The 25,806-nt window shown below is 69.0% G+C and carries 30 protein-coding genes; 9 read left to right on the plus strand and 21 right to left on the minus strand.

The window, feature by feature from the left end:
* Positions 1-54: 54 nt before the first annotated feature.
* From ABIE41_RS19450 to ABIE41_RS19550, 21 genes are all read right to left on the minus strand, one after another.
* Positions 55-423, minus strand: a complete 369-nt coding sequence (locus tag ABIE41_RS19450) for a hypothetical protein (protein WP_192641895.1) — start codon at positions 421-423, stop codon at positions 55-57.
* A complete protein-coding gene (locus tag ABIE41_RS19455; RefSeq protein WP_192641896.1) occupies positions 420-800 on the minus strand; it encodes a hypothetical protein in 381 nt (126 codons plus the stop codon). Before ABIE41_RS19455 ends, ABIE41_RS19450 begins: the two co-directional genes overlap by 4 nt.
* Positions 801-872: 72 nt before the next feature.
* On the minus strand, positions 873-2,375 hold the full coding sequence (locus ABIE41_RS19460) for a phage tail sheath subtilisin-like domain-containing protein (RefSeq protein WP_192641897.1): 1,503 nt from the start codon (positions 2,373-2,375) through the stop codon (positions 873-875).
* 40 nt (positions 2,376-2,415) lie between these two features.
* The gene (locus ABIE41_RS19465; RefSeq protein ID WP_192641898.1) at positions 2,416-2,622 is read right to left on the minus strand and encodes a hypothetical protein; all 207 of its coding nucleotides are present in this window, start codon (positions 2,620-2,622) and stop codon (positions 2,416-2,418) included.
* Between the two features lie 15 nt (positions 2,623-2,637).
* Entirely contained in the window at positions 2,638-3,438 is an 801-nt protein-coding gene (locus ABIE41_RS19470; RefSeq protein WP_192641899.1) for a hypothetical protein, read from the minus strand.
* Positions 3,439-3,449: 11 nt separating this feature from the next.
* Entirely contained in the window at positions 3,450-3,854 is a 405-nt protein-coding gene (locus ABIE41_RS19475) for a head-tail joining protein (RefSeq protein ID WP_192641900.1), read from the minus strand.
* A gap of 9 nt (positions 3,855-3,863) precedes the next feature.
* Positions 3,864-4,463 carry a hypothetical protein gene (locus ABIE41_RS19480; protein WP_192641901.1) on the minus strand — a complete coding sequence of 200 codons (600 nt, stop codon included), beginning with the start codon at positions 4,461-4,463 and terminating at the stop codon, positions 3,864-3,866.
* 192 nt (positions 4,464-4,655) lie between these two features.
* A complete protein-coding gene (locus tag ABIE41_RS19485; RefSeq protein ID WP_192641902.1) occupies positions 4,656-4,982 on the minus strand; it encodes a DUF2190 family protein in 327 nt (108 codons plus the stop codon).
* A gap of 97 nt (positions 4,983-5,079) precedes the next feature.
* Positions 5,080-7,065: a phage major capsid protein gene (locus ABIE41_RS19490; RefSeq protein WP_192641903.1), complete on the minus strand. Its 1,986-nt coding sequence runs from the start codon at positions 7,063-7,065 to the stop codon at positions 5,080-5,082.
* Positions 7,062-8,573 (minus strand): phage portal protein, encoded by a 1,512-nt coding sequence (locus ABIE41_RS19495; RefSeq protein WP_192641904.1) that lies wholly within the window; start codon positions 8,571-8,573, stop codon positions 7,062-7,064. The genes ABIE41_RS19490 and ABIE41_RS19495 overlap by 4 nt, the downstream gene beginning before the upstream one ends.
* Before the next feature lie 5 nt (positions 8,574-8,578).
* Positions 8,579-8,788, minus strand: a complete 210-nt coding sequence (locus ABIE41_RS19500) for a phage head-tail joining protein (RefSeq protein ID WP_192641905.1) — start codon at positions 8,786-8,788, stop codon at positions 8,579-8,581.
* Positions 8,789-8,792: 4 nt separating this feature from the next.
* Complete coding sequence (locus ABIE41_RS19505) at positions 8,793-10,799, minus strand: phage terminase large subunit family protein (RefSeq protein WP_192641906.1); 2,007 nt, start codon at positions 10,797-10,799, stop codon at positions 8,793-8,795.
* 1 nt (position 10,800) lies between these two features.
* A complete protein-coding gene (locus tag ABIE41_RS19510; RefSeq protein WP_192641907.1) occupies positions 10,801-11,454 on the minus strand; it encodes a hypothetical protein in 654 nt (217 codons plus the stop codon).
* Between the two features lie 203 nt (positions 11,455-11,657).
* A complete protein-coding gene (locus tag ABIE41_RS19515; protein ID WP_192641908.1) occupies positions 11,658-12,440 on the minus strand; it encodes a hypothetical protein in 783 nt (260 codons plus the stop codon).
* A gap of 332 nt (positions 12,441-12,772) precedes the next feature.
* Entirely contained in the window at positions 12,773-14,527 is a 1,755-nt protein-coding gene (locus ABIE41_RS19520) for a DNA primase family protein (protein ID WP_192641909.1), read from the minus strand.
* Complete coding sequence (locus ABIE41_RS19525; protein ID WP_192641910.1) at positions 14,524-16,458, minus strand: DNA cytosine methyltransferase; 1,935 nt, start codon at positions 16,456-16,458, stop codon at positions 14,524-14,526. Before ABIE41_RS19525 ends, ABIE41_RS19520 begins: the two co-directional genes overlap by 4 nt.
* Positions 16,455-17,525: a bifunctional DNA primase/polymerase gene (locus tag ABIE41_RS19530; RefSeq protein ID WP_192641911.1), complete on the minus strand. Its 1,071-nt coding sequence runs from the start codon at positions 17,523-17,525 to the stop codon at positions 16,455-16,457. The genes ABIE41_RS19525 and ABIE41_RS19530 overlap by 4 nt, the downstream gene beginning before the upstream one ends.
* Positions 17,522-18,175 (minus strand): SAM-dependent DNA methyltransferase, encoded by a 654-nt coding sequence (locus ABIE41_RS19535; RefSeq protein ID WP_192641912.1) that lies wholly within the window; start codon positions 18,173-18,175, stop codon positions 17,522-17,524. The genes ABIE41_RS19530 and ABIE41_RS19535 overlap by 4 nt, the downstream gene beginning before the upstream one ends.
* Entirely contained in the window at positions 18,172-18,381 is a 210-nt protein-coding gene (locus ABIE41_RS19540) for a hypothetical protein (protein WP_192641913.1), read from the minus strand. The genes ABIE41_RS19535 and ABIE41_RS19540 overlap by 4 nt, the downstream gene beginning before the upstream one ends.
* Positions 18,378-18,857, minus strand: a complete 480-nt coding sequence (locus ABIE41_RS19545; RefSeq protein ID WP_192641914.1) for a hypothetical protein — start codon at positions 18,855-18,857, stop codon at positions 18,378-18,380. The genes ABIE41_RS19540 and ABIE41_RS19545 overlap by 4 nt, the downstream gene beginning before the upstream one ends.
* 2 nt (positions 18,858-18,859) lie before the next feature.
* On the minus strand, positions 18,860-19,168 hold the full coding sequence (locus ABIE41_RS19550; protein ID WP_354192869.1) for a hypothetical protein: 309 nt from the start codon (positions 19,166-19,168) through the stop codon (positions 18,860-18,862).
* 519 nt (positions 19,169-19,687) lie between these two features.
* Here ABIE41_RS19550 and ABIE41_RS19555 point away from each other — a divergent pair.
* From ABIE41_RS19555 to dnaN, 9 genes are all read left to right on the plus strand, one after another.
* Positions 19,688-20,671, plus strand: coding sequence for an XRE family transcriptional regulator (locus tag ABIE41_RS19555; protein WP_192641916.1), 984 nt, complete (start codon positions 19,688-19,690; stop codon positions 20,669-20,671).
* A gap of 26 nt (positions 20,672-20,697) precedes the next feature.
* Positions 20,698-21,315: a hypothetical protein gene (locus ABIE41_RS19560; RefSeq protein ID WP_192641917.1), complete on the plus strand. Its 618-nt coding sequence runs from the start codon at positions 20,698-20,700 to the stop codon at positions 21,313-21,315.
* A 95-nt stretch (positions 21,316-21,410) separates the two neighbouring features.
* Entirely contained in the window at positions 21,411-21,812 is a 402-nt protein-coding gene (locus tag ABIE41_RS19565; RefSeq protein WP_192641918.1) for a hypothetical protein, read from the plus strand.
* Positions 21,812-22,330 carry a hypothetical protein gene (locus ABIE41_RS19570; RefSeq protein WP_192641919.1) on the plus strand — a complete coding sequence of 173 codons (519 nt, stop codon included), beginning with the start codon at positions 21,812-21,814 and terminating at the stop codon, positions 22,328-22,330. Before ABIE41_RS19565 ends, ABIE41_RS19570 begins: the two co-directional genes overlap by 1 nt.
* Complete coding sequence (locus ABIE41_RS19575) at positions 22,327-22,494, plus strand: hypothetical protein (RefSeq protein ID WP_192641920.1); 168 nt, start codon at positions 22,327-22,329, stop codon at positions 22,492-22,494. Before ABIE41_RS19570 ends, ABIE41_RS19575 begins: the two co-directional genes overlap by 4 nt.
* On the plus strand, positions 22,491-23,192 hold the full coding sequence (locus ABIE41_RS19580) for a hypothetical protein (protein ID WP_192641921.1): 702 nt from the start codon (positions 22,491-22,493) through the stop codon (positions 23,190-23,192). The genes ABIE41_RS19575 and ABIE41_RS19580 overlap by 4 nt, the downstream gene beginning before the upstream one ends.
* A gap of 5 nt (positions 23,193-23,197) precedes the next feature.
* A complete protein-coding gene (locus ABIE41_RS19585) occupies positions 23,198-23,545 on the plus strand; it encodes a hypothetical protein (RefSeq protein ID WP_192641922.1) in 348 nt (115 codons plus the stop codon).
* Between the two features lie 35 nt (positions 23,546-23,580).
* On the plus strand, positions 23,581-24,564 hold the full coding sequence (locus ABIE41_RS19590; RefSeq protein ID WP_192641923.1) for a DUF2303 family protein: 984 nt from the start codon (positions 23,581-23,583) through the stop codon (positions 24,562-24,564).
* 120 nt (positions 24,565-24,684) lie between these two features.
* Positions 24,685-25,797 carry a DNA polymerase III subunit beta gene (dnaN, locus tag ABIE41_RS19595; RefSeq protein ID WP_192641924.1) on the plus strand — a complete coding sequence of 371 codons (1,113 nt, stop codon included), beginning with the start codon at positions 24,685-24,687 and terminating at the stop codon, positions 25,795-25,797.
* The last annotated feature ends 9 nt before the right edge of the window (positions 25,798-25,806 follow it).

Below are 25,806 nucleotides of genomic sequence, written 5' to 3' on the forward strand. Positions count from 1 at the left end.
GTTCCGCCCAGCGCGCCAGGCGCGGCAGGGACATGGCCTCGATCTCGCGGGGGGCTATTCCGGCTTGGGCGAGGGCTCGGATGCGGGCTTCGACCGCTTCCGAGCGTTCGCGAAAAAATCGAGGACCGCCTCCTCGATCAGTAGGCCGAGGCCCGCATCGCGCTCGCGGCCGAGGATGTCGGCATCATGCCCGACCATGAGCCGGGGAATCCACTGCCGCAGCAGCGGGCGGTCGACATAGGGCGTGCCGAGCCCCGCATCGTTGAAGATATAGGCGCGGGGGTCACCCAGCTCCCAGACCTCCCCCGCCGTCGGCGGCCGCAGATCGACGAAGCCCTTGGGCTCGGCATGCAAAAGGATCGGCGTGGCGAACCAGATGCGCACCGTGCCATCAGGCAGATCCTCGCGGCGGGGCGCGCTCACCGCGGCGTCTCCAGATAGCCTTCGGCGACGCCGGTGATGCCGGTGACCTCGCCGGTCATGTCGTCGACCTGCGGGTCGCCGATCAGCGAGGCTCGGCTATAGGTCCGGTCGACACGCTCGCTGTCATGCAGGAAGGTGAAGGTGACCTTGTCGAAGGCCATCAGTGCGTCGAAGTCGATCCCGACGCCCTCGGCCGTCTTCGGCTGCAGCGACAGGGCGAAGCGATAGCCCATCGGGGTTTCGGTGCGGTCGACCGTGCCGTCCAGATTGACGACGGATTCGCGGCTGACGCGGGCGGGGTTGCGGGTCACCGAACCGCGAACCGAAAGGTTCTGGCCGGTCGGCAGGCGGAACTTGATCAGGCCGTAATTCGACACGGGCGGCTCCTGGCGCTGGCGATGACGAGAGAAGGGTCGCCCGCCGCATCAAGCGGCGGGCGTGAAGGGCGATCAGGCCGCGGCGGGATACTGCGCGTAGATCGTCGCGTTGGCGGCGAGGATGTCGAGCGGGTTCACCCGGTCGAGGTCCATGCCGATATTGACCCGCGCCGGATTGGAGGCGTCGCGCTCGGCCTTGGCGCGCCGGGCGAACTCGGCCTTGTTCTCGAACAGCCCGCGATCGACGAGATCGCCATAGAGGGCGATCACATCCGCCTTGATATCGGCCGGGGTCGAGATCGTCGGCAGGTTCGCCGGGTTGGCGTCCGCCACCGCCTTGTTGGCGTGGCGGTAGCTGAGGCCGGCGCGCATGTAGCGCAGCGCGTGCATGGTCTGGGCGATGGCCTGCACGTCACGGAACACCGTATCCGGCTGGCCGGCTGCGTTGAGGCGCTGCATCGTCACGCATTTGTCGATGGTGACCTGGCCGACCGAATTGACCTTGAAGGTCGACATGCCCGAGCCGGCCAGCGTGTTGCGGACGGCATAATTCGGCCAGAGCGTGCGGTCGCGGGGCGGGCGAATGTCCTCGAGGGCGAGGTCAGTCATGTTGCGCGCGGCATTGCCGTTGGTGTCGTCGGCGAGCCAGGGCAGCTGGCGCGCGGCATATTGCGCGATCCACTCATAGGCTGGCGTCGGCGAGGCGACGATCGCGACCGCCGAGACATGGCGATCGTTCTGGGCGAGGCCGTAGGTCGTGTTTTCGCCGGTCGTGCCAACATTGCCGGTGAAGTAATGCCCGTAAAGCTGGGCATTCCAGGCCCAGCGGCCCGACAGGTCGGAGAAGGCGGCCTTGGCCGCGGTGACGTTGGTCGAATCGCCGAAGGGCGAGATGATCCAGTCGAAGGGTTCGTCACCGAGCGCCGCCAGCACGGCCGAGACCGAGGCGGCGCCGGTGGCGGCGGTCGGGTTCGCCACCACGATCTTGCCGGCATAGACATTGCCAGGGATGTTGGCGTCGGTGGTCAGCTCCAGGCCGGCCATCGTCACGCCGGCATGGCGTGCCGTGATCGTCACCACATTGGTGGCGGCAGCCGCGGTGACCGGGAGGCAGGCCTTGGTCAGCGGATCGACGAAGGCATTGATCGCCGCGGCGAGGTTCGTGGCCGAGGTGTTGACCGCCTCGGAGGCGCCGACGGCCACTGTAATCTTGCGGCCGGCGATCTCGAAGGTGCCGGTGCCGCCGGCCGCGGCCATGGCGGTCAGCGTCGCCGTCCAGACGCCCGCCGTGCCGGTGACCGGGACCGAGGCGATCCACAGCTCCTGCACCGGGGCGGCCCGGCGCGCGACGCGGAACATCTCATAGAGCTGCGAGCCGACGCCGGCGAGCGCGGCAGCGTCCTCGATCGTCGAGCACAGCGTCGGGGTGTTGTCGGTGAGGCTGCCGGCGCTCGATTTGTGGCCGATGATCAGGCCGCGCGACTGGCTCTGATACTGCCCGCCGGAATTGACCTCGAAGAAAGTGCCCGGCGCGATCAGGCCACTGCCCGGGATGAAGTTGAACAGCACGGCCATGTTTGGCGCTCCTGGTGTTGGAACTGGGATGGGAGGAGGATCAGGCCCTGGCCTTGCCGGCCGGCGCCTTCTCGGGCTCCGGCGCGGGAGCGTCGATCAGGGTTCCGTCGGCGAGCAGGCCGGCGAAGAAGGGGTCGAGCACCGAGACCGTGAAGGCCTCGTTCTGCGGCAGGATCGCGCCGGGCACGCCGGGGCGCGGCACGACATGCTCGGGATTCGCCAGAACGACGGATTTGATCAGGCTCATGAGGGGCTCCGGGCGTCAGGGAGAGAGCGTGCCGGCGACATCGCCGACCGGGGGCGTCGGGGCGGCGTTCGCCGCGGGCGGGGCAGCATCGCCGGCCGCGCGCGCCAGATTGGCGGCGAGGCGGATCTCGTTGAGGTCGGGGAACAGCGCGGGATTGCCGAGGATCTCGGCGAGCCCTGCCGCGATCTGCCCGCCATAGCTTTCGGCATGCAGCGCTTTCGCCACATCGCGCAGCGGCGCGGGCAGGCGATCGAGCCCCGTCGCGCCGGCCGCCGGCCAGCTTTCGCGCTGGCGGATGGTGCAGGTCAGCTCCAGCCGCGTCGCCGAAAGCAGAACGCCGGCATCGGCGTCCGAATAGGGCTGGCTTTCGACCTCGCCGATCGTCACCAACACATGGCGCAGCGGGCCATTCATACGGGCCTCCGCGAGGCGCTGCAGGATCTGATCCTCGATCAGCTCGAGGAAGGCCTTGGCAGCGGCATCGGTCGGGCCGATATCGAAGACGGCCTCGCCGCTCTCGCCGCGCACCGCGACCGGCACATGGATCTCGAAGGCGAGCGCCGCCTTTTCGAGGCCGGCGCCGGCAAGGGTCACATCGGACGCGCTGCCCTGGGCTTCCGTCTTGCCGCCATCGACCGAGACGACGATGACGGGCTTGCCGCCGGCGATCGCGTGCAGCACGTCGGGGCTGTTCTGCGAATCGAAGACCTGGCCGGCGGCGAAGGTCGGCCAGACCGGCGTCGCCGCCACGTTCTGGGCATAGGGGCTCAGAGCCTCGACCACGGCGAGGCGCAGCGCGGTGCGGGAGAGCGACATGGGATGTCCGTTCAGAGCCGGGCGAGGCCGCAATGCAGGCCGGAAAGGCCATCGGGCATCGGCTCGACAATGCGCCAGCGTTCGCCCGGACGGTCGGCATAGACCAGCTCGTCACCCTTTTGCGGGCGCCAGGGCAGATCCGCGAGGGCGAAGGTGGCGATGGCTGCGACACCGGCCGCAGCCTGGCGGAACTGGCCCGGCGGCGTCGGCAGGCCCTGCCCGCCGATCTGCACCCGCTCCGACCATTCCGAGCGGATGACGCGCAGGCCGGAGACGATGGCGCGGCTGGCATCGGCCACCGGCTTCGCGTTCACGCCCGCCGCGCCGGGCTTCATCGGATAGAGCGTCACCGTGTCGCCGAAGAGCCGCTGTGCGGTGTCGAGCACCATCGCGTCGAGGGCGTCGAAAGCGGACATGGCGGACCTTCAGCGGGAGCGGTGATAGCCGGCGAAGAGCGCTTCGAGCGCCGTCTTCATCTGGGCCGGCAGGCGGCGAGCCGCCTCCCCCTCCCAGGCCGAGCCGAAGGGCAAGGTCTGCATGGCCTCCGGCACGCCGGGACCGCGCACGCGCCCGAGCGCCCATTTGCCCTTGCCGGTGCGCTGCCAGACCACATGCGAGATCTTGGAGCGCCGGCGGCGCGGGAACTTGCCGCCGAGATAGAAGGAGCGCGCGATCATGCGCCGCCCGCCCAGCCAGTTGATGCTGGCCCCGGCCGGGGCTTCCTTCGGGCGGTAATAGAGTGCCGGAAGCCCCTGGCCGAAACCGGCCATGGAGAAGGTCAGCGTGGCGGCATTGGCCTTGCGGATGCTGGTGCGGCGCTTGAGTGCGTCGCCGAGCGGCCTCTTGGCATAGGGGTGGTTGCGCAGTCCGAGAACCTTGCGGATCTCGCGCTTGCCGCGATTGGCCGTTGGCGTCCCCGTGCGGTTGAGAGCCCGCGCGATCGGCCCAGCGGCGCGCGGCCCAGCGGCGGCGATCAGCCGCTCGACGCCGCGCATCTCGATATCCGTCCGGACGACCAGGCTCATCGCCCCCTCCCCGCCTTCGCCGCCGCCGCGGCCTGGGCCACGGCGGAAGCGACCCGCGCGAGATCGCGCGGCACCGTGGCGGCGGCGGCTCTTGCCGCTGACGCCGCCTCGGCCCAGGCACCCCGCGCTGCTGCACCGCCAGCGGAGGCGAGGAGCCCCCGCCGCTCTGCACAACCGCCGCAGGCCATGGGATCAGACCGGATGCAGGCGGACGTTGACCGTCGCGTCGCCGGAGAGCTGTGCGGCAGCGGCGTAACCGATCTTCGTATTGCCAGCGCTGGTCGTGGTAACGTTCTTGGCCGCGTTGTCCCAGTAAACGAGAGCACCCTGCGTGATTGCGCCCGTCGCCTTCGGCAGGGTGACAACGCCTTCGGTCTGGCCGGTGAACTCGACGCCAGCGGCTGCCGAGTGGACAGCGACGGCGAACAGCGCACCGATCAGGTAGCCGGTGCCGGAGACGACGCCGCCGGCGGGGGCGATCAGCGGGATCCGGTCGCCGTCGCGCACATAATTCTTCATGGGAAAGCTCCTGGTTGAAGGGGTTCAGACCTTGCCAAGCCCCGCCGCGCGAGGCGGCGGGACCGACGCAAGGTCTGCGAAGACGGGAGAGCGCCGATCAGGCGCCAGCGTTGGTGTAGCCGGCGCGCCAGTCGATGCCGCCGAAGCCGAAATCATGCTCGACGGAGACCGCCATGCCGTTCTGGCCGAAGGGCGTGTCGGTGCGGATGCGCGGCGCCGCGTAGCCGGCGAGCAGGCCATAGCGGAAGTTGGCGCGCACCGACGGGTCGACGAAGCCCCACCAGCGGTTGCCGGAGAGCTGCGAAGAGGTGATGACGCTGAACTTGCCGGCGAAGATGTTGACGTTGGAGGTCTGGGCGGCGACCACCGCCGAGACGAACTTCTCCGCCTCCGTCAGCTTGTCGGGCGAGACCAGCAGCTTCGTCGGCATCACCGGAGCCAGCAGGTTGTTGTCGACGCTGCGATACTTCAGCACCGCGGCGCGCATGGCCGAGACGCCCGCCTCGGTGATGGCGGTCGCCGTGCCGGCCTTGTTGGTGCGGCCGGTGGTGAACATCGCCGCCGAGCCCTCGAGCAGGGTCGGGCCGTCGCCGCTGTTCTGAAGCAGCACCGCATAGGCGACCTGCTCCTCGACCAGCGCGAGCGACTGGCCGTAATTGGCGATGACGCGCTCGAGAGCGCCGAGCGTGTCGTTGACCAGGAGCTGGCGCGAGAGCGCGACCTGGATCGCATAGGCGGCGACCGCGACCTGCTCCTTCTTCTCGCCGACGGTGCCGAAGGCGAACTTGCCACCTTCCAGCACGGGCTGGGTCAGCGGGAAATCGCCGGTCTGCACGGTGATGTGCGGGCGGAAGTCGTTGAAGTCCTCGCGCACCGACCATTCGCGATAGGTCGGGGTGGCGAGCGCGTAGCTCGAGGCGATCGAGCGGTTGACCGCGTTCTCCAAGATGATCGGGAAATCGCTGGTCGAGTGCATGGCGCGGCGCAGCACGTCCTCGCGGGCCGCGATCGTCTCCGGATAGCGCCGCTCGCCGAGACGCTCGGCCGCGAGCGCGACCAGCGACATGCCGGCATAGGCGCGGGAAGCCTCGCTCGGCGTGGCCGGGGCGTTGCGCGGATTCATCGCGCGGATGACGGCCTCCTCCATCGCCAGGCGGCGGGTCTCGGTCTCGTCGCGCTCAACGCGGACATGGCTGGCCGGGCTCTGGCGGGCGACGAGCGAGTCGAAGGCAGCAGAGCGGAAGGCTTCGACCGTCATGGCGGGGTTCTCGACCGCGGCACGGATCGCGGCGGCGTCCATGCCGGCGCGGGTGCCGATGTCGAGCAGGTCGCTGGCGCGGCGGGTGGCGGCGGCGACGGCTCGGGCCTCGACAGCGGCATCGGCAGCGCCAGCGGTAGCCGGGGCGGCGCGGGTCTCGACCGGGGCCGGCGCGGCCGCGGCCGGGGTGGTGATCGGCGTGGCGACCGGCGCATCCGCCGGCTGTGCATTGCGACGCATGTCGTCAGTCTCCAGGGTTTCGGGGGTGGTGGTGGAAGCCGCGCGGAACATGGCGGCGGGATCCGCGGGAACGGCGACGAGGGAGACTTCGAGGAGCTCCCAGCGGTCGGCCCGCCAGATTTCGGAATCGTTCTCGACCTGCGTCAGCGTCCAGGTCGTGACGCGGTAGCCGACCGAGAGGCCGGGCGCGTCCGGGCCAGTGGCGCGGATCTCGGCCTCGCGTCCCTCTTCGGTGTCGGCGAAGCGGATCTCGACCATGAGATTGCCGCCCTCGATCCAGGCGCGGGTCACGCTGCCGAGAATGCGGTCGATCGAGCCCTGGTCGTGACTGTCGAGCAGCTTGACCTGGCCGAGCGCCACGCGAGCGAGGTCGATCGCCTCCGGCGAGACCGCCAGCTCTTCATAGATGCCCCAGCGGCGCACGCGGGCGCCGGTAGAGGCCACCGCCTGGATGGTGCGGGCCTCGGCATTGTAGCTCGTCGAGGCAAAGCGCACGGCGATGTCTCCGCCGCTGCGCCGGTCCAGCGTCGAGCCGGGAATGAAGCCGTCCGGCGTGACGGAAGGCTGGGCGGAACGCTTTTTCATGGTTGCCCCTCGGTGGCGGCCGCGGGCGTGCCCGCGCTGACGACCTGGCCCGTTTGCGTGCGCTTGCGGGCGTCTGTGTCGAAGATCGCGCCGGCGGCGTCGGCGGCGGCAAAAAACTCGGCGTATTCGGCCATCACGGCGCGCCAGTCGCGGCCCCAGGCGCCGATGAAGTCCTGCGGCGACATGCGGCCGGCGCGGACCGCCAGGATGTCGGCCTCGAGATCCTTTTTCGGGTCGACCGGCTCATGGGCAGGCATGATGACCTCGACCGGATAGCCCTCGGCACGACGACGAAGCCGCCCGGCGAGGATGGCCCGGTCGATGAAGCGCGCGATGATGCGGTCGAGCACCTGCGGGGCCAGCATGTGCCACTGCAGATCGGCGGTGAACCGCCGATGCTCGAGCAGCCCGGCCCGCAGGCTGGAATAGTTGGCCTGCGACAGGTCCCCGGTGAGCTGGTGATAGGTCAGCCCGACGCCGGCGGCGATGCCCATCAGCGCCGAGCGGGCGATCGGCTCGAAGGCGGTGTTGGACGAGGGCGCGAAGGCCTGCATTTCCTCGCCCTGGCGCAGATACTTGATCAGGCCGGGGCGGATCTGCTCCAGGCGGGCGCTGTCGGCACCCTGGTTGCCGGTGATCGCGGCGCCGACGCTCGACGCCGACTCGTTGGACTTGATGAAGACGCCGATCGAGGCCTCAAGCCGGCTTTTGACGACCAGCGCGTCCATCACATCCGCGAAATCGCGGGCGCCCATCAAAACGGGGGCGAAGAGCGGCACGCCGCGCACCTGACCGGGCCGGATGCGGCGATAGAGATGGCAAACCTGCTCGCGGGCGATGAATTCCGACAGCGGCAGGCCGGACACCAGCACGCGCTGCGGCTCACCCGGCGCCACCCTGTGCAGCCAGTAACCCAAGCGCTCGTCATGCTCGCCGAGCTCGACGCCGAGCCGCGCCCGGCGCGTGCCCGACAGCGCCGAATCCGCATCGCGCGTCTCGTCGATCAGGTCGCCCTCGCCGACATGCAGCGCCAGCGGCACGGCGCGCTCGTCGCGCAGCGGCCGGTCGATCATGCGGATGATCGAATCGCCGCCCTCGAGCGAGGCGCGCACGCCCAGCGCGACGAGGCCGGTGAAATTCGTCTCGCCCTCGATGTCGCAGGCCTTGGCCCATTCGTCCCAGAGCGCTTGCGCTTGGCGGACGGCCGGCCCGGTGCCAGAGAACCGGACCGAGAGATCCGGGCTGACGATGTGGGTGGCGTGCAGATCGAGCACGCGGGCGCCGATGAAGGTGTTGCGGACCAACTCGCGCGAGCGCTCCCGCAGCAGCGGCAGGGCGCGCCCGATATTGGCATTGGCCGAGGGCAGGCCGGGGCGGAAGGAGCCCGTGCGACGGCCATTCTGCGCGGCATCATAGCCGCGAATTGCCTCCAGAGCCTGCCGCGCCTGGTGCCGGCGAACGCCAGCCTCCGGCGAGACGGCCCCGATGATCTTGTCGAGCAGGTTCATCGGGTTCAGTCGCGCGAGTGCTGGGCAAAGGCGGTGGTGGCCGGCGCCTGGACGCCGAGCACCTCGGATTCCATCCGGGCGAGCAGGCGCTCCATCTCCTCAAGCGACCTGAACTCCTGCTCGCGGCGGGTCTCGCCCGAACCGAAGGCGACCTTGCGCGCACCGGTCGCCATGGCCGCCTTCAGCCGGTCGATATCCGTCTGCGTCCAGGCCATGGGATCACCAGTTGCGCCCGCGGCCGCCCAGCCAGTCTTCGGCGGGCGGCGCTTCGCGGGGCGGCGGTTGCGAGGGGGCGGGATCCGGCGCGGGAAGCGCAGGGCCCGAGAAGAGATCGCGCTTGGTCACCTCGGGCGGCAGGCCGCGGGAGCGGGCGAGATGGGCCCATTCCTCCGGCGTGGTCGAGGACAGGCCGAGATAATCGGCCAATGCGCGATTGTAGACCCGGCAGTCGAGCAGGTGGTTGTCGCGCCGGACCTTCCAGACCTTGCGGGAGCGGCCGCGATACTTCTCGTCGGCGAGATATTCCGCCGTGAGCTGCTCGAAATAGTTCATTCCCAGCCAGAGCGGGAAATGGCAGTAGCCGCCGGGATCGCGCAGGGCGCCGGACTTCAGACCGTCCTTGCGGAGATCGTCATAGATCGTGCCCTTCAGCGACCAGGTGCCCACCGGCCAGAGCTTGCAGCCCTCGCGGATCTTGCGCCCAGCCAGGTCGATGTCGACCAGCTTGGGCATGCCGATCGCCGGCAGGCTCCAGCCGTCGCGCCCGTCGAGCGCCAGCACCACATCCTTACCCGTGTCCGGGTGCAGCATCTGGTTCTGGCGGACCCAGGCATAGACGACATGCGAGCGGTAGCCGGAATCGACGCCGAGCGCGTCGACCCGCCTCTCGCCACCGAAGGCGTCGGGGAAGGTTCGGCCGATCGTCGCCTTGTGCAGCAGCGCGAAGGCCGGACTGTCGGGGTCGGAGGTGTCGCCGTCGCAATAGTCGCTGTCGACGACCCAGCTCTGCCCGTCTTGCGCCCAGGCGGTGATCTCATACCAGATGCCGCGCATCTGCACGTCGGCGGCCGCGGTGAGCAGCAGACCGCCAGGCGGCACGCGGTAGCGCGGCAACCCGTCCTCGCGGCGCTCGAAGAGCCTGACATGGTCCGGCGCATCGCCCTTCATCTCGAAGGGCAGGCCGAGCGTCAGGTTCCAGAACGTCTTCTGCTTGGCGACATCGCTGCCGGCCTTGACCGCGCGCTCGGCGATCTTCGCCCAGGGGACGAAGGGCGAGGACATCGCGTTGAAATGATAGCCCGGCATCTTGCCGGGGCCGGGATCGGTCGCCTTCCAGCGGCCTGCCCTGACGAGATCGCGCCGCTCATGCTCCTCGATCACCGAGCCACAGCAGGGGGCGACGTAATAGGCCCGGAAGGGCCATTCCTCGTCATAGCGGAAATTCGGACCGAATTCGAAGACGAACTCGCTGTTTTCGCCCGTTTCGTCCCGGCAATGCGGGCATTTGACGAACCATTTCCGCTTGTCCGACCCGTCCCAATAGCGCTCGATATGCGAGCCGCCCTTGATCGTGGGGGTCGAGACGTAAATCCGCTTCCAAGAGCCGTCCTGCAGGAAGCTCTCCTGCCGGGCCTCGATCATGTCGAAGGGCGAACCCTGCCCGTCGAGATCCTCGGCATATTCGTCGATCTCGTCGCAATAGGCCTTGCGGACCGATTTCGAGCGCAGATCGGCGGTCGAGGACGCCAGCGCCAGCGTCAGGGACGAGGCGCCGTAGCGCTTCTCATAGGTCGTCGAGGCCTTCCCCGAGCGCGCCGTCTGCGGCGACACCTTGGCCGAGAGGCTCGGCGAATGGTCGATCGCGATCTGCAGCTTCTTCGAGTTGAAGTCCGTCAGCGCGCCGTCCGTCGGCTGCACGATCATCTGATCGCAGGGCTCGACATCGATCGTGTGGCCGATGGCCGCGATCATCAGCGTGGTGAAGCCGGTCTGGGCCGACTTCATCACGCAGAACTCGTTCACCGGGCTGTCGACGCTGGTGTGCGACAGCGGCTCGGCCACGAAGGGCGTCAGTTGCCGGCTCCAGGGCTCCAGCTTGCGCGGGCCATCCGGCACGGTGAGGTTGCGCTCCGCCCAGGTCGGCGGGTCGATCTGCTCCGGCGGGGTCAGCACCGCGACCAGAGCCCGCACGACGATCGTCAGCGCGTCGGGCTTCGTCGGGGCCATGTCACGCTTCCGGCGGCGGCTCCTCCGGCGGATCGGCCGGGGCTTGGGACGCTTCGGTCCGTTTCAGGGTCAGCACCGCGGCGAGCTCGCGGGCCGCAGTCTCGCGCGTCTCGCGGGCCTTGGCCTTCAGCAGCGTGCGGGCGCCGGCTGCACCCGACTGCGCCACCGCGGCGGCGATGTCGTCGGCGAGGAGCGGCATCTGGTCGATCACCCGGACGAGCGCCTCGGCGGCAGCCGTGATGGCCTGCTCGACCTCGGCGATGGTGACGAGCTTGCCGAGCCGCTCTTCCAAATCCATGCGCCGCATCTCGGCGCGATAGGCCATGTCTCGCGCCTGCTCGGCGGTGTAGATTGGCGCCAGCGGATCGGCGCCGGGCGGGAGCGTCAGCGCCGGGGTGCCGGCGGTGGTCTGGCCTTTGCGGGTCGCGTGGCCGGTGGCCTTCGCCAGGTCGGTCGTCTCGCCGGCGACGCGGTCGAAGGCGGCCAGGTTCACCAGCTTGACCTTGCCCTTGCCGGGCTTCGTCGAGAGCTGGCCGCCTTTGATGAAGCGGGCGACCCGCTCCGACACCGCCGCCTTGCTCAGGCCTTTCAGCCGCGCCAGCTCCGAGACCGACACCCAGCCGGCATCCGCCGTGTTCGGGTCAATCTCGGCCATGTTCGGTGTGTTCGGTCAGGTTTGAGGGACCGGCGCTAGAAAAATCCCGCGCCGCTTTCACGTCGCGGGGTGGGGTGCCCGGGGAAGGACCCGCGACGGGGGTGGGGTGGTGCCCGAACGGCGACCGCCCCGACGCGGGGGCGACGGGGCGGCGGCCGGTCTCTATTGGGATGCTTCGAACGTGCCACAAGAGGGGCACGCCGTCAAAAGCGGCGATTGTCTCGCGCTTTCAATGGCTTATGCCCTGCCGAATTAACCTCCGCGAAGCCCTCCCCGCCCTGACCGGCGAGCACGGCGCCCCCAGCCTGCCCGCACCACGGCTCGGCGGGAGCGGAAGGGGGCAGCACATGATGCCTCAGCAACACCTTCCCAAGGTCCGCCGCAAGCGTGGCCAGCGCCGCATGCCAGACGGCATAGACCGCCCGCATCATCCGCAGGTCGGCCCGCTCCTCGCGCGCCATGGCGTTGGGCCGCCCGCGCCGCGCCGCCAACGGCTCGCCATGCTCCGGCCGTGTGCCGGCCCGCGCATGCTCGATCACCAGCACGCTGAGATAGGGATTGGTCAGCGGCGCCAGCAGATCCTCGCCCTTCGGCCCCTCGCCCGGCCGCACCAGCCAGGCGCCCGAAGCCGTCTCCTCGGCATACCAGCCCTTGCCGTCGATCTCGGCCAGCGTCCAGGCGCGCGGCTCGTCGCCCCGCGCATCCTCGATCCGCCAGTCCATCAGCGCCAGCACATGGTCGTGGACGGTGAGCAGGTCGTCAGGCGTCGCCGCCGCCATGGTCTGCAGGCCGATCATCCGCGCCGCCGCGCCGGAGTTGTCGACGATCGTCCCCAGCGCCACGGCCTGCATGGCACCGACGAGCGAGCCGGCCGGCTTCATCCGCGCCAGGCCGAGCACGCTCTGCGGCGTGACCTTGTCGACGCGATACTGGGCATAGGCCCGGTAGAGCAGCGCCTCGATGTCGATCATCTCTTTCGTCGCCATGGTCAGCCCCTGTTTCATGAGGATGGAGGGTTGTGCAGGGTCATGCAGGGTTCAAAACAAACCCTGCATCGGTTTTTAATCAAACAATTCAATACCTTAAGAACAGTCATGCAGGGTATGGAGGGTTTGAAGAGGTCTAGACGCATGAGAAAAGTCCATTTCCCCCGAACCCCGTTTGATACGCATAGGCACGCGTAAACCCTGCAAACCCTCCATCGCGCCCGCCAAGTCGTTGAGGCGCAAGCGGAAATCGCGATGCAGGGTTGGCCGCAAACCCTGCACAACCCTGCACAACCCTCCATGAAATCGGCCGTTTTGCAGGGTCATGACGGTCACGAACCCGCCTCGTCGGGGTTGCGGGGCCGGCGCGTGCTGGCGGGGATCGAGTGCAGTTCGAGGTCGAGATAGACCTGGCCGGCGGCGGTCTTCGCCCGACCGAAGCGCTGGCCCATCACCTTGCCGAACATCGTCTCGGTCTTCGGCCGCCGGCCGTTCTCGTGAGACCAGATCTCGTAGCAGTCGAAGGCGTGCCGGGCGCGGACGGGCTCGACCGTGTCGGGCGGGTGCTGGCGGATGCAGCTCTCGATGAACACCGAGATCGGGTCCATCTCGTCGCGATAGTCCTTCGCGGCGTCGACCATGGCGGCGGGCAGGCGCAGGCCCTCGGCGTCATAGGCGCACATGCCCTCGATCAGCCAGTTGAGGATGCCAGGCGCCTCCGCGCAGAGCTCGCGCACCACCTCCTCGAAGTCGCGCTGCTCCTCGGGCGGGATGGTGACCTTCCAGGGCACCACGGCCATGCGCCGCCAGATGCCGTTGTCGGAGCCGGCGATCGTCGGATAGCCGTTGCCCGACATATGCGCCTTGAACTGGGGCTGGAAGGAAAAGTAGCCCTTGAACAGGGTCCGCACATCCATCTTCTCGCCGCCGGTCAGCCGCTTCACCAGCGCCTCGCGCAGCGGCTCGCCCTGCGGCAGCTCGGTGATGCGCAGGAAGCGCACGCCGGGCAGCCGGGCGAGGTCGGGCGAGGCGCCGCCGGCAGCCCCTTGCGCCTGCCCGGTGATGGATTCCGCCGGTAGCCCTTCGCCCAGCGCCCCGAAGACGCGGGCGAGCACCTCGAGGAAGACGGATTTGCCGTTGGCGCCGAGGCCGTAATGGAACAGCAGAAGCTGGATCGGCAGGCCGGTGAGACCCAGCCCCGAGAACTTCTGCACCGCCCAGGCGACATCGGGCACCAGATCCTGCGGCAGCATCTTCGCGACGAAGGCGCGCCATTTCGGGCAGGTCGCCTTGGGGTCGTAATCGACCGGCACCAGCCGCGTCACGCGGTCCTCGCGCTTCCAGCCCTCCGGCTCGAAGTCGACGAGGCCGACGAAGCGCGCCTCCTCGCTCTGCCAGCTATCGGGATCGGCCGGGGCCGTCTCGCGGCGGAATCGCAGCGAGCCGTTGCCGACATAGACGAGCCGCTGCTCGGCATTCCAGGCCTCGGGCTTCACGACGCAGAAGGGCGCCGCGCAGGTCAGCATGGCATTCATCCGCGCCAGGTTCTTCGAGGAGACACCGAAGGCGCGCCGCTTGCCCTGGCGCTTCTCCAGCGCCTCGATCGCGGCCGCCTTGGCCTTGAGATTGTCCTCGGTCGGCTCGCTCGCGGCCTTGCGGATCGCCGCAAGCTCCGCCGGCGTGTGGTTGAGATATTCGGCCTCGAGGCCGATCAGCCCGCCGATCTGCTGCGCCGTGGCGAGCGCCTGCTTCGAGCCGTCGCTCTGGTCCCAGACCTTGCCGCTCCAGACCAGCCAGTTGGCCTTGTCGGAGCCCTCCTCGAGCATATTGGCGAGGTCGCGGCCGCGGTGCCGCAGCAGGCGCTTGCCATTGTCCGTGTCGGAATGGTCGAGCGCCGCGCACCATTCGACATCGGCGAGCGCGACATTGCCGACGGGCATGTCGGAAGGCCCGTCGGACTCGTCCTCCCCGAACGGGGTTGCGGGGCCGTCATCGGCATGGGCGCCCGTCAGCGGGGCCTCCGCCGCCGCCATGACGCCGCGCAGATCGTCGGCCGACAGGGTGTCGTCGTCGAGAGCGCCGCTCATGCGAACATCACCGTGAAAGCGTCCTGCACCGTTCGCGGCGGCAGGCCGGCCCAGGATGCGACCTTGGCCTTGCGGCGCCGCACATCGGGCAGCGCCAGCGCGTTGATGCAGTTCGCCCGTGCCACAGCCTCAGCCAGCGGCGGGCAGACCGAGTTGCCGATCTTGTGGCGCTGCGCGGTCTCGGTCAGGCGCCCGCCGGCGGTGATGTCGTAGCTCTCGGGGAACCCTTGCGCCCGGGCGAGCTCGCGCGGGGTCAGCATCCGCATGCCGATGTCCCAGACGATGAAGTCGCCGAGCGTGACGAATTCGCCGGGCCCGTCCCAGGCGCCATGCGCGCGTAGGAAGGACGCGACCTGCCGCGCCCGCTCGGCCATGGCCGGCGTCAATGGCGGCAGCACGATTTCCGGCGTGATTGGCGAGAACCGCGCTCGCGTCGGTACCGTCGGCATGGGCGCATCAGCTGCCGAATCCTGCCCACCTTCGCTGTAGTAGCTGGTGACGAAGGGCGAGATCAGCGTGTGGTGGTTGCCGGCAGCCAGGACGGTCCCGACCGGCTCGTCGCAGGCGCCGCGCGCCGTGTTGTTCTGCAAGCTGGCGAGGAAGCCCATCACGGGCGTCTGCGTGCAGCCCTTGCCGACGATCGTCGAGAGCGGCGTCTCGGCATCATGGCCGATCATGTCCGTGTTCTGCTGGGCTAAGTAGCAGGCGGCGAGGTCGCCGCCGTTCCCGGTCGGCACCACTACGGGCGCCGGCTCTTCGACGCTGCGCGAACGAGGCTCCTGCCCCGGGCGCTCGCCATAGCGAGGGACGAGGAAGCCAGTGATGGGCGTCACCTGCCCTCCGGCGGTGGTGATCGTCGCGAGCGGCTCGTCGATCGAGCGCCCGCCACGCTGATCCCAGCCGCCGTTCTGCTGGGCGAGGAAGGGCGCAAGGATCTGGTTCTGATCTTTCGCTGAGGCGCAGACAGTGTGCAGCGGCGCATCGGCCGGGCGCGAGCGCCCGCCCTGCTGGGCATGGCTGACGAAGGGTGTCACCAGACCATGCGCGTCACGTGCGGAGGTCACCGTCCGGAAGGGCTCGCCTAGGGCCTGCCCGCGAAAGCCCTCGCTGGCATGGTTGAGCGTGACGACGAACGGCTCGGCCCGATCGAGCACATGGCGTTTGAAGCCCCGGGCGATGCGCGCCATCGTCTTGTCGGCGAGCGGGCGCACCACCTGGAGTTTGGCCGCCTTCGCCTCCGGCCGCGTCAGGAACATCGACGGGCAGGGCAGCGACCAGTCGATGATCTCGGCCGCGGTGCGCCAGGGCTTTAGTACACCGGCCTTCACTCGCGGGTCATCCGGCTTGGCATGGGTCGGCGCCGGCCACAGGATCGGCTTGCGGTCGCGCCGTGCCACCACGAAGAGGCGCTTGCGGATCGTCGGCGCGCCATGGTCGCAGGCGCGCAGCTCACGCCAGTCGACGGCGTAGCCGAGCTTTTCCAGATGCCGCACCCAGCGGGCAAACTCGGCGCCCTTGCGGGCCGGGCAGGGCTTGCCGTCCTCAGCCAGAGGCCCCCACTGCGCGAACTCCTCGACATTCTCCAGCAGGATGATCTGCGGAGACACAGTCTCGGCCCAGACCAGCACGACATCGGCGAGCCCGCGCACCGAGCGCGACACTGGCGCGCCGCCCTTGGCCTTCGAGTGATGCCGGCAATCGGGCGAGGCCCAGAGCAGGAAGACAGGTTTGCCTTGGGTCAGCGCGCGCGGTTCGACCTTCCAGATGTTCTCCTTCAGATGGACCGTGTCGGGGTGGTTCGCGGCGTGCATCAATAGCGCGTCGTCGTCGTGATTGACCGCGAAGTCGGGTGAGCGCCCGAGCGCCCATTCGATACCGGTTGAGGCACCGCCACCGCCGGCGAAGGAATCGATAATCAGGCCCTGGCTCACGCCGCCCTCCCCCTGAGATGGTCCGGCGAGAAGGCCGGGGATGATGTGTTGGAAAGCCCGCTGCGGATGGTGCCGCGGATCTTCGGCTCGGCCGGGTTCACGCCGGCGGGCAGATGTGCCAGCAGCAGCGCCTCGGCCTCTCCGGCGCCCATTTGGCCGCCGCGCACGAATTCGCCGAGCCGGCAGGCGGCCCAGAACACGGCGGCGTTGCGGTTGCCCTCGCCGGCGCTCGCGGCCTTCGCCAGAGCTCCGCGCACCGAGCGCTCGACATAGAGGCGCACCCGCGCATCGCTGATGTCGCGGGCGCTGTAGCGCTGCGCCCGGGCACTGGTGGCCTGCCGCTCGCGCTGTTCGCCCTGCGGCACCATCTCGCCGGTGATGGCGGCGAGCAGCCTCCGCGGCAGCGCTGGCAGGGCGTCGCCAGATCCTTGCAACGACCTTGGGATCAGCCACTCGTAGCGGCGCCCATCGGTCATCACGGAAGGCGGGGCGATGACATAGCCGCCCTCCCCCCGCACATCGATATAGGCGAGCTCGGGCGCACATTCGCCATGCTTCAGGAAGCCGCGGAACAGACCCGTCCGGTTGCCGACCAGACGGTCGAAGCTTTCGCCCCGGCGGCCGAGCCGCGCCTCGACATCGTTGAGCACAGCCTCCTCCGGCCAAGCGAAATAGAGGTGCAAGCCGCCCGATTGCGTCCGTGCCAGCGCAGGCTCGATCACCTCGCCCGTCTCGCCATCCTCATGCCGCAGCCGGCCGCACCAGGCCGTCAGCGCGGCCAGCATAGCCTTGGGCGCGTGCTCCTTCGGATCGAGATCGATGACGATGCAGCGGCTCCGCAGCCCGGTCGGAAAGCCGATCAGCGCCCGGGGATGGTCACGCCACCAGCGCCGGATCTGCCGCTCGTCCGTCGATGCCAGCCAGTGCCCACCATCGCGCGCGCCGGGTTTCGATTCCTTCGGCGTATGGGGCGCCTTAGACCAAGGATCAGGCTTCTGCGCGGGGTTGCACGGAAACACCGGAAAGCCGGCGGCGGCATAGGCGAGCGCGTGGTCGAGAGGGGTCATGACGCCCACCGCTTCAGGTCGGCGTCGCGGAGGTGCCGCGCCTTCGCGCCTGGCGCGATCCAGATCAGCCGCGTCTCCTTCCGGAAATGCGCCTGATGCCAGACAAACCAAGCATAGGAGGTCGCGACCGAAGCTGTCGGATCCCATCGGCCTGCCACCATGGGCACGCGCTCGCAATACTGGGCGACGAAGCGCGGCGGCCGATCGCGGAAAAGCCGCTCATAGCGCTCGCCGCCTTCCATCCAGCTCGTCCGGAGCAGCAGCGCGACGCCGACGGTGGCCTCGCGCAGTGCCCGCTCGGCGAAATCGACGGCGAGATTGAAGGGCGGGTTGGTGATGATCCACTCGACCCGCTGGGGCGGGATCACGTCAGGCCCCTGCCCAACGAAGGAACCGATGGCATGGCCGGTGCCGTAATCCTCGACATCGGAGCGGACGACGCGCGGGAACACCTCGCCGAGCACCTCGGCCATATGGCCGGCGCCGGCCGCCGGCTCCCAGACGCTGTTCAGGCAGAACGAGGCGAATTCGGCCTGAAGCACCTCATGCAGGAAGACCCGCGTCGCCCAAGGCGGCGTCGGAAAGAAGTCGAGCCCGCGCGCCGGGAGCGAGCGCCTCTGCATCACCGCTGTCGAGAGATTGGCGCTCACCGCCCCACCTCCCGGAACAGCGCCTTCTCCGCCGCGCTCCAGAGGCCCGCCGGTGCATGGCGGCAGGCGTGGATCTCGCGGCACACCGTCAGCGGCAGCCGAAGCACCACGGCGATCGTCAGCGGGGCGAAGCCGGCGAGCGCCATGCCCCGCGCGGCAGACCGGCGCCAGCGCCCGGCGATCTCGCGACGGAAGGGGCGCTTCACGCCGCCCTCCGCAGATCGAGCTCGGGATAGGTCGCCCCATGCGCGGCGAAGAGGTCGGCCAGCGCCAGCAGGTCGGCGCGGATATGCGGGAAGCCATCGAGCCCCCAGGCGCCGGCAGCCTGCCGCACCAGCGTGCTCGCCTGCGTAAGCTGGCCGGCAGCGCGGTGGCGGTGCGCCCGGCGGATCACGGCCGAGACCAGCCGCATCAGATGAGACGGCGCCGGGCCGGGCTCGGGCTCGAGCACTGGCGCCGCGGGTGCGGGCGCCGGCAGATCGGCGAGGCGGAAGCCGTGCACGCTCTCGCGCACCAGCTTGCGGACGACCAGGCCCGTCAGAACCCGGTCGATGTGATTGCCGTTGCTGGCGCCGGTGCGCAGCCGCAGCGTCACGCGCGACAGCGGCCGCCCCTCCTCGCGCAGGATGGTCAGCACGCGCTCGGCGACCGACCCGGGCTTGATCTCTCCCGCCTGCGCCATCCTCAGCCCTCCACCTTTTCGGCGAGGAGCCGCATGATCCGCCCTGTCTCTTCCTGCTTGGCGAGCAGGGTGGAAAGCAGCTGCTTCAGCTCGCCGCGGGAGAGCTTGCCGTCCTCCAGGGCGTCGCAGGCCTGGGTGGCGAAGCGGGAATGATGCGCGGTCAGCCGCGTCACGGCCTGCATCAGGTCGAAATCGCCGCCCGGCCCGACACCGGCGGGCACGACATGGTGGCCCGACAGGCTGGCGAGCGCCCGGCTCATGATCGGCAAGCCCGTCGCGGCCTCGAGCTGCGCCACGACATGCACGGGCATCAGGGTCGGGTCGGCCTCGCTCTGCCATTTCGAGATCTGGCCGGCGCTGTAGCGCGGTCAGAGCCTCGACACGCTGCGGCCCGGTCTGCCCGGGCGCCGCGCAGGCGTTGACGAGGCTGCGCGCCGCGCTCTTCAGCAGCGTGTTGAGCCCTTCGAGCATCGGCATCTCAGGCAAAGAGGTAGCGCTCACGAAAAACCCCCATCGGTTTTTTCGTTGGGAAAGAGGCGGTGCGGGCACAGTGTCGCAGTCGTCAGATCACGGAGGACGAGCCCCATGCAGACGAACGAAACGACACCGCGAGAGAGGCTGCGGCAGGCGCTGGTGGCGGCGGCGCGCGCTCATGCGCAGGCCTCCGCCGGAACAAAGGGCCCGGAGACCGGCGAGCCGGCCTCCGGGCAAGGCCCTTCGGAGCCACGGGGGTGGTCGGTGTTGGGCTGGGAAGCCCGACTGTCCGGAACCGAAGGGAGGGAGGAAGGGGGACGCGGCACGCCCTCCGGCCAGGCGGCGGAGTCGGGCCAGTGATCGGAGAACCACTGCAGGGCGCGGTCGGCGCGGCGCAGCGTGACGGTCAGCGCTCCATCGATCAGACCGGGCAGCAGGCGCCGGTCGCCGAGGGCGTGCAGCGAGACGCGGCCGACCGGGGCCTCGGTGGCGGCCCGGTAGCGCTCGGCAAGCAGCAGGAGCTGGTCGGTGAAGTCCATACCCCGGACACTAGGGGTATTCTTACACCGCTGTCAAGGCATCGATACCGCCAAGCCGACAAGGCATCGGCGGTGTATTCTCACATCATGACATCGCCCCTCGCCGACCGTATCCGCCAGCGCCTGGCCGAGATGAACCTCAGCGCCTACGCCGCGTCGATCAAGGCGAGCGACGGCGCCAGCAAGGACATGATCAAGAATATCCTGAGCGGCCGCAGCCTGCACCCGCGTGCCGACACTCTGGAGAAGCTGGCCCAAACCCTCGAGACCAACGTCGATTGGCTGCTCAACGGAGACGGCCCGCCACCACCCCCGCCGACCATGACGGAAGCGCCGAAGTCGAATGTCCGCGTCTCCGACATCCGCATCCCCGCAGGAACGATGGCGGCAGGCGGGCGCAATCTGCCGGTGATGGGGACGGCGGCGGGCAGCCTGGGCAAGGGGGCGTTTAGGTTGGAAGGTGGCGTTATCGACTATGTCCTGCGGCCGGAGGTGCTGCGCAACGTCAAGGATGCCTATGGCATCTATGTCGAAGGCGAATCGATGTATCCGGCGCACCCGCATGGCGAGCTGCGCATCATCCACCCGCACCGTCCCTGCCAGATTGGCGACACGATCGTTCTGGTCGCGCGCTACAGCGAGGACGGGCCGACCGAGGCCTGGATCAAGAAACTGGTGAAACGCACAGGCGAGAAGCTCATCGTCGAGCAATTCAACCCGCCGGCCCTGATCGAATTTGATCGGCGCTATGTCGAGACCTGCCACAAGGTTCTCACGCTAAACGATCTTCTCGGCATATGATCCGCGTTGTTCAACAGGAGACAGTCATGGCCGCTTTTCGACACCCGTTGTTGGTCCTCGCCCTGCTCTGCGCCGCCCCGGCGCACGCCGTCGATGTCACCGAATGCGCGACGATGCTCGAGGCCGATGAGGCGCGCCTGGCCTGCTATGACCGGATCGTGACGAACGAGATGCGGCGGCTGCTGGATCTCAACCCGAACGAGAAGCCGAAGGTCAACGCGACGATCGAGCCCCTCCCACCCGCTGCCAAGCCGCCTGCGGCGGTCGCGCCTGCTCCGTTCTCAGCCCGGACTTTCAAGCGCATCGATCCGGCTGATGTGAAGAACACCCCCGACAAGTGGGTCAATCGCGATATCGAATTCGCATCGGTCAGGGTCTATTGGGTGGCCGACAACGATCTGAGGATCCTGACCAACGACTCGATGACCCTTTTCGGGCGCGCGCCGCTGGGCGATCCTGCCGACGTGGCCTACCTCCGCGAAAACTGCGAGACCTCGAAGGAGGCCGATACTGCAAAGTGCCGAGTGCGCGTCCGCTTCAACTACACCGAACATCGGACCGACATGCCGGGCGGCATGTTCAAGCGCACGGTGCTCGTTGCCCCTCAGGTCGAGTTTGCCCGACTCGGCAAGACGCGGCGCTAGCCCCGACGCGGATTGAGGGCAAAAATACACCGCCCCTATTGACGGTGTAAAAATACCGGTGTAATTCTGCCTCCATCAACCCGATGGAGGCCGCCTTGCATCCGCAGCCCACCTATCCCGCCGGCCGCGCCGAAAGCGAAGCCCGCATTGCCGTCCAGGACGGCTATATCTGGCCCGTCGACCGGGTGCAGATGGTCACCCCCGCCGCCATCCGCGAGCGGATGATCGAGGACATCGGCCGAGAGGTGCGCGAGCGCACCGAGGACGCGGTCGTCACCGAGCACAACCTCCTCCGCCTCGGCTGGCACATCCGGCAGGTCGAGGCGCATGCCACCATCGCCTTCGCGACCTACAAGGCGCAGAACGCGGTGAAAGGCGCCCGCGGCGCCATCGTCCGCCGCGACAGCGCCGCCCAGATCGCCGCCTCGGCGGCCGCCGTCACCGTCTTCGTCGCCAGCCTCGCCCTCTGGGCCGGCCATGCCACGGGGGCGCTGTGATGGGCCCGCTCGGTCACGAACTCGAGGCGGCGACCTTGCTGCTCGCAAACTCCCATCGCTTCACGGACGCCGAGAAGGCGTTTCGTTATGGTCCGGCGGTTCGATGCACGAAGTGGCCGCCCCTCGTCGCCGCGAATGATCCGCTCCCGGCGGAGACGATCGCCGCCGCTACGCTGCTCTGCCACCGCACCGGCGACTTCCTGATGCGCGCCTCGGCCTTGTCGGGCGCCCTGCAGCGACCGGATGCGCTGGCCCGCAGCGAGGTCCACCTCGCCACGATGCGCGCCGAGATGGCGCTGCTGATCCGCGTCTTCGAGCAGGTCGACGACAGCCTCGCCACCCTGCGCGGCCTCGCCGAGCGCAGCGCCCGCATCCAGGCGATGCAGGCCGGGGCCAACGTCATTTTCGGGCGCAGCGAAGCGCAGACCCGAGAATCTCAGGACACGAAGGCGCTGGAGCCCCACGCGGCCCGAGATGCTCGGGGCAAGCCCGAGCATGACGCGGAGGCGCGGTCATGAGCCCGACCCAGCGCCAATCGCTCATCGAGTTGATGAACGCGATCCTCGCCTGCGCCTGCTGCCCGCCCGACATTCGGTTTCGCGCCGAGAGCCTGCTGGCGAAGCTGCATGGCGACTTCTGGACCGACATCGAGCGCATCCTGCGCCGCGGGAGACCGCTATGACATGGCTCCAGACCGCCTCCGGCCGCGCCTTCGATCTGCTGAACCCCGATTGGCGGCAGGTCGATTTCGCGGTCGACGTGCCGGATGCGCTCGCCCGGCTCGCCCGCTTCACCGGCCATGTGCCGGGCGGGCCTTATTCGGTGGCGCAGCATTGCGTCATCGGCGCCGACGCCGTCTTCGCCGCCACGCGCGACAAGGAAGCCGCAGCCGCCTTCCTGCTGCATGACGCGCATGAGGCCTATCTCGGCGACATCGCCACGCCGATCGTCGCAGCGCTGATCGCGCGAGCTGGAGCGACCTATGGCCCGGAGGCCGGGACACGCATAGACGAGTCGATCCGGCTGATGAAGCTCAAGCTCGACGAAGCGATCTACCGGGCCGCAGGCATCGAGCGGGCGCGCTTCGCCCATCACGCCATCGTCAAGGTCTTCGACATCCGCATGCTGGCCACCGAGCGCGCCCATCTGCTGGTGCGCAGTCCGCAAGCCTGGGCGCCGGTCGTCGAGGCCGCCCAGCCGCTGCGCCTGCCCGGCCGGATCAGCGTCTGGCCCTGGCCCAAGGCCTCGGACGAATACCGCGAGCGACTGCGCCGCTACCTGCCCGAGACCTTCGCGGCCCAGCCGGCACCCCGCGCCCCGACACCGGGCTTCGCCGCCCGCCGCAAGCCCGCCCCAGCCAAAACCCTCACGGAGGCCTGACGCCCATGTCTGCACGTCCCATCCGCAGTGTCACCGAGATCCTCGGCCTGCTCAGCCGCGGCCGCTTCGCCGAGCGCCTCGACGAGGAGCTGGAGAAGTGCATCACCGCGCTCGAAAACCTGCCCGAGGAGAAGGGCACCGCGTCGATCGACATCACGCTGACGCTGAATTTCCAGTCCGGCCGGCTCGATATCCGCCCCAAGGTCAACGGCAAGCCGCCGAAGGAAAAGGCCTTCTCCGACACGCCGTTCTGGACGCTCGACGGCGCGCTGTCGGTCCAGCACCCGAGCCAGATCGACATGTTTGCCGGCCCGCGTGACGCGACGGCGCCGCGCGAACGCGAAGCCGTCTGACCCACCTTTCCCCTCTCACCGACAGGAACCTTCTCATGGCCAGCAAGTATGCGGCAGAGCCCGCCACCCTCGAAGCCGCCGTCTTCGAGCCGATCCGCGCCGGCGGCATCCCCGACCAGGGCGAAGGCGTGCGCGCCATCGTCGAGCTGGCACAGGACGCCATGACGGTCGGGGTCATCCAGGTGCCGACGGAAGGCCTCGGCGCCGGCCTGCCAGCGGGTGTGCCGCTGCTGCTCGATCGCCGCAAGGGCGCCGCCCCCATCAGCTCCCTCAAGGATCTGATCGACAAGCACCGCCAGGAACCGGCACGCCGCCTCGGCACGGCAAGCACCACGACGCTGCAGAGCTTCATCGACCTCGTCGATCGCCACAAGGATGACGGTTCGGTCGTCTTCGCCAAAACGGCATGGCCGGAGCCGGCGCTGACGGCGGTGATCGACTATCACGACCTCGACGGCACCCCGCGCTGGGGCAACCACCGCATTCGCTATGCCTTCCCGGTCACCGACGAATTCAAGGTCTGGATCGAGAAGAACGGCAAGGCGATGGAGCAGGCCGAGTTTGCCGCCTTCCTCGAGGAGCATGCCGCCGAGCTTTCCGCACCGTTCGGCCCGGAGGTCACGGAATACGAGGCGCTCTTCAAGGAGAAGTTCGCCACGCCGAACGACCTGATCGCACTTTCGCGCAGCCTCGAGGTCTTCGTCGGTGCGCGCGTCAAGCGGCAGGAGCGGCTCTCCTCCGGCGAGCGCACGGTCGAATTCGTCGAGGAGCACACCAACACCAAGGGCGAGAAGGTCGAGATTCCCGGCCTCTTCATGGTGTCGGTGCCGGCCTTCGTCGATGGCGACGCGGTCCGCATCCCGGCCCGGCTGCGCTACCGCATCCAGGGCGGCTCGATCATGTGGTTCTACCAGCTCTATCGCTGGCAGTTCTGGCTGCGCGACCAGGTCAAGAACGACCTCGACACGGTCAAGCAGAAGACGGCGCTCCCGACCTTTGAAGGCTCCCCCGAGGCCTGAGACCCCCTCGGCTTCCGCGTGATGCTCGGGCCTGCCCCGAGCATCTCGGAAACCAGCGAACCTCCCCAGAGATGCCCGGGTCAAGCCCGGGCATGACGGGAACACCAGCGAGGCGCAGCCATGAAACTCACCATCTCCCGCGACACGCTCGCCCCGGCCCTGGCCGCGCTCTCGCGCATCGTCGAGCGGCGGAACACGATTCCGATCCTCTCCAACATCCTGCTGGCCGCGAAGGGCGAGGTGCTGACGCTGCGCGCGACCGATCTCGACATCGAGGCGCGCACCACCCTGCCCTGCACAGCCGAGATCGAGGGCGCGCTCACCCTGCCGGCCCAGACGCTGACCGACATCGTCGGCAAGCTGCCGGCCGGGGCCGACATCACGCTCGCCACCGAGGGCGAGAAGGTCATCCTCCGCAGCGGCCGCTCGCGCTTCCAGCTGCACAGCCTGCCGGAGAGCGACTTTCCCGACATCACAGCCGGCGAATTCTCGCACCGTTTCGAGATGGCGGCCGCGACGCTCGCCGAGATGATCGCCAGCACGCAGTTCGCGATCTCGACCGAGGAGACGCGCTACTATCTCAACGGCATCCACCTGCACACGACCGAGGCCGATGGCGCCCCGGTCCTGCGCGCGGTGGCGACAGACGGACACCGCCTCGCCCGGCTGCAGATGGCGGCGCCCGAGGGCGCGGCCGGCATGCCCGGCATCATCGTGCCCCGCAAGACGGTCGGCGAGCTCGCCCGCATGGCGAAGGACGCCAAGGGCGACCTCGCGGTCGAGATCTCCGCGACGAAGATCCGCATCACCGCGGGCGCCACCACCCTCACCTCGAAGCTGATCGACGGCACCTTCCCGGATTATCAGCGCGTCATCCCGGCGGGGAACGACAAGCGCGCCACGGTGGAGGCGGAGGCCTTCCGCCAGGCGATCGACCGCGTCTCGACGATCTCGAGCGAGCGCGGCCGCGCCGTGAAGCTCAGCCTCTCCGATGCCGGCCTCACCCTCTCGGTGAGCAACCCCGACAGCGGCGCCGCGACCGAGGAACTCTCGCCCGACTATGCCGGCCCGCCGGTCGAGATCGGCTTCAACAGCCGCTATCTGCTCGACGTTCTGACCGTGCTGGGCGGCGACACCGTCGCCATGAAACTCGCCGACGCCGGCTCGCCCGCCATCTTCGAAAGCCGCGACAACGCCCCCCTGCTGATCGTGCTGATGCCGATGCGAGTCTAGCCCGCAATT

The organism is Bosea sp. OAE506 (assembly GCF_040546595.1).
Classification (GTDB): Bacteria; Pseudomonadota; Alphaproteobacteria; order Rhizobiales; family Beijerinckiaceae; genus Allobosea.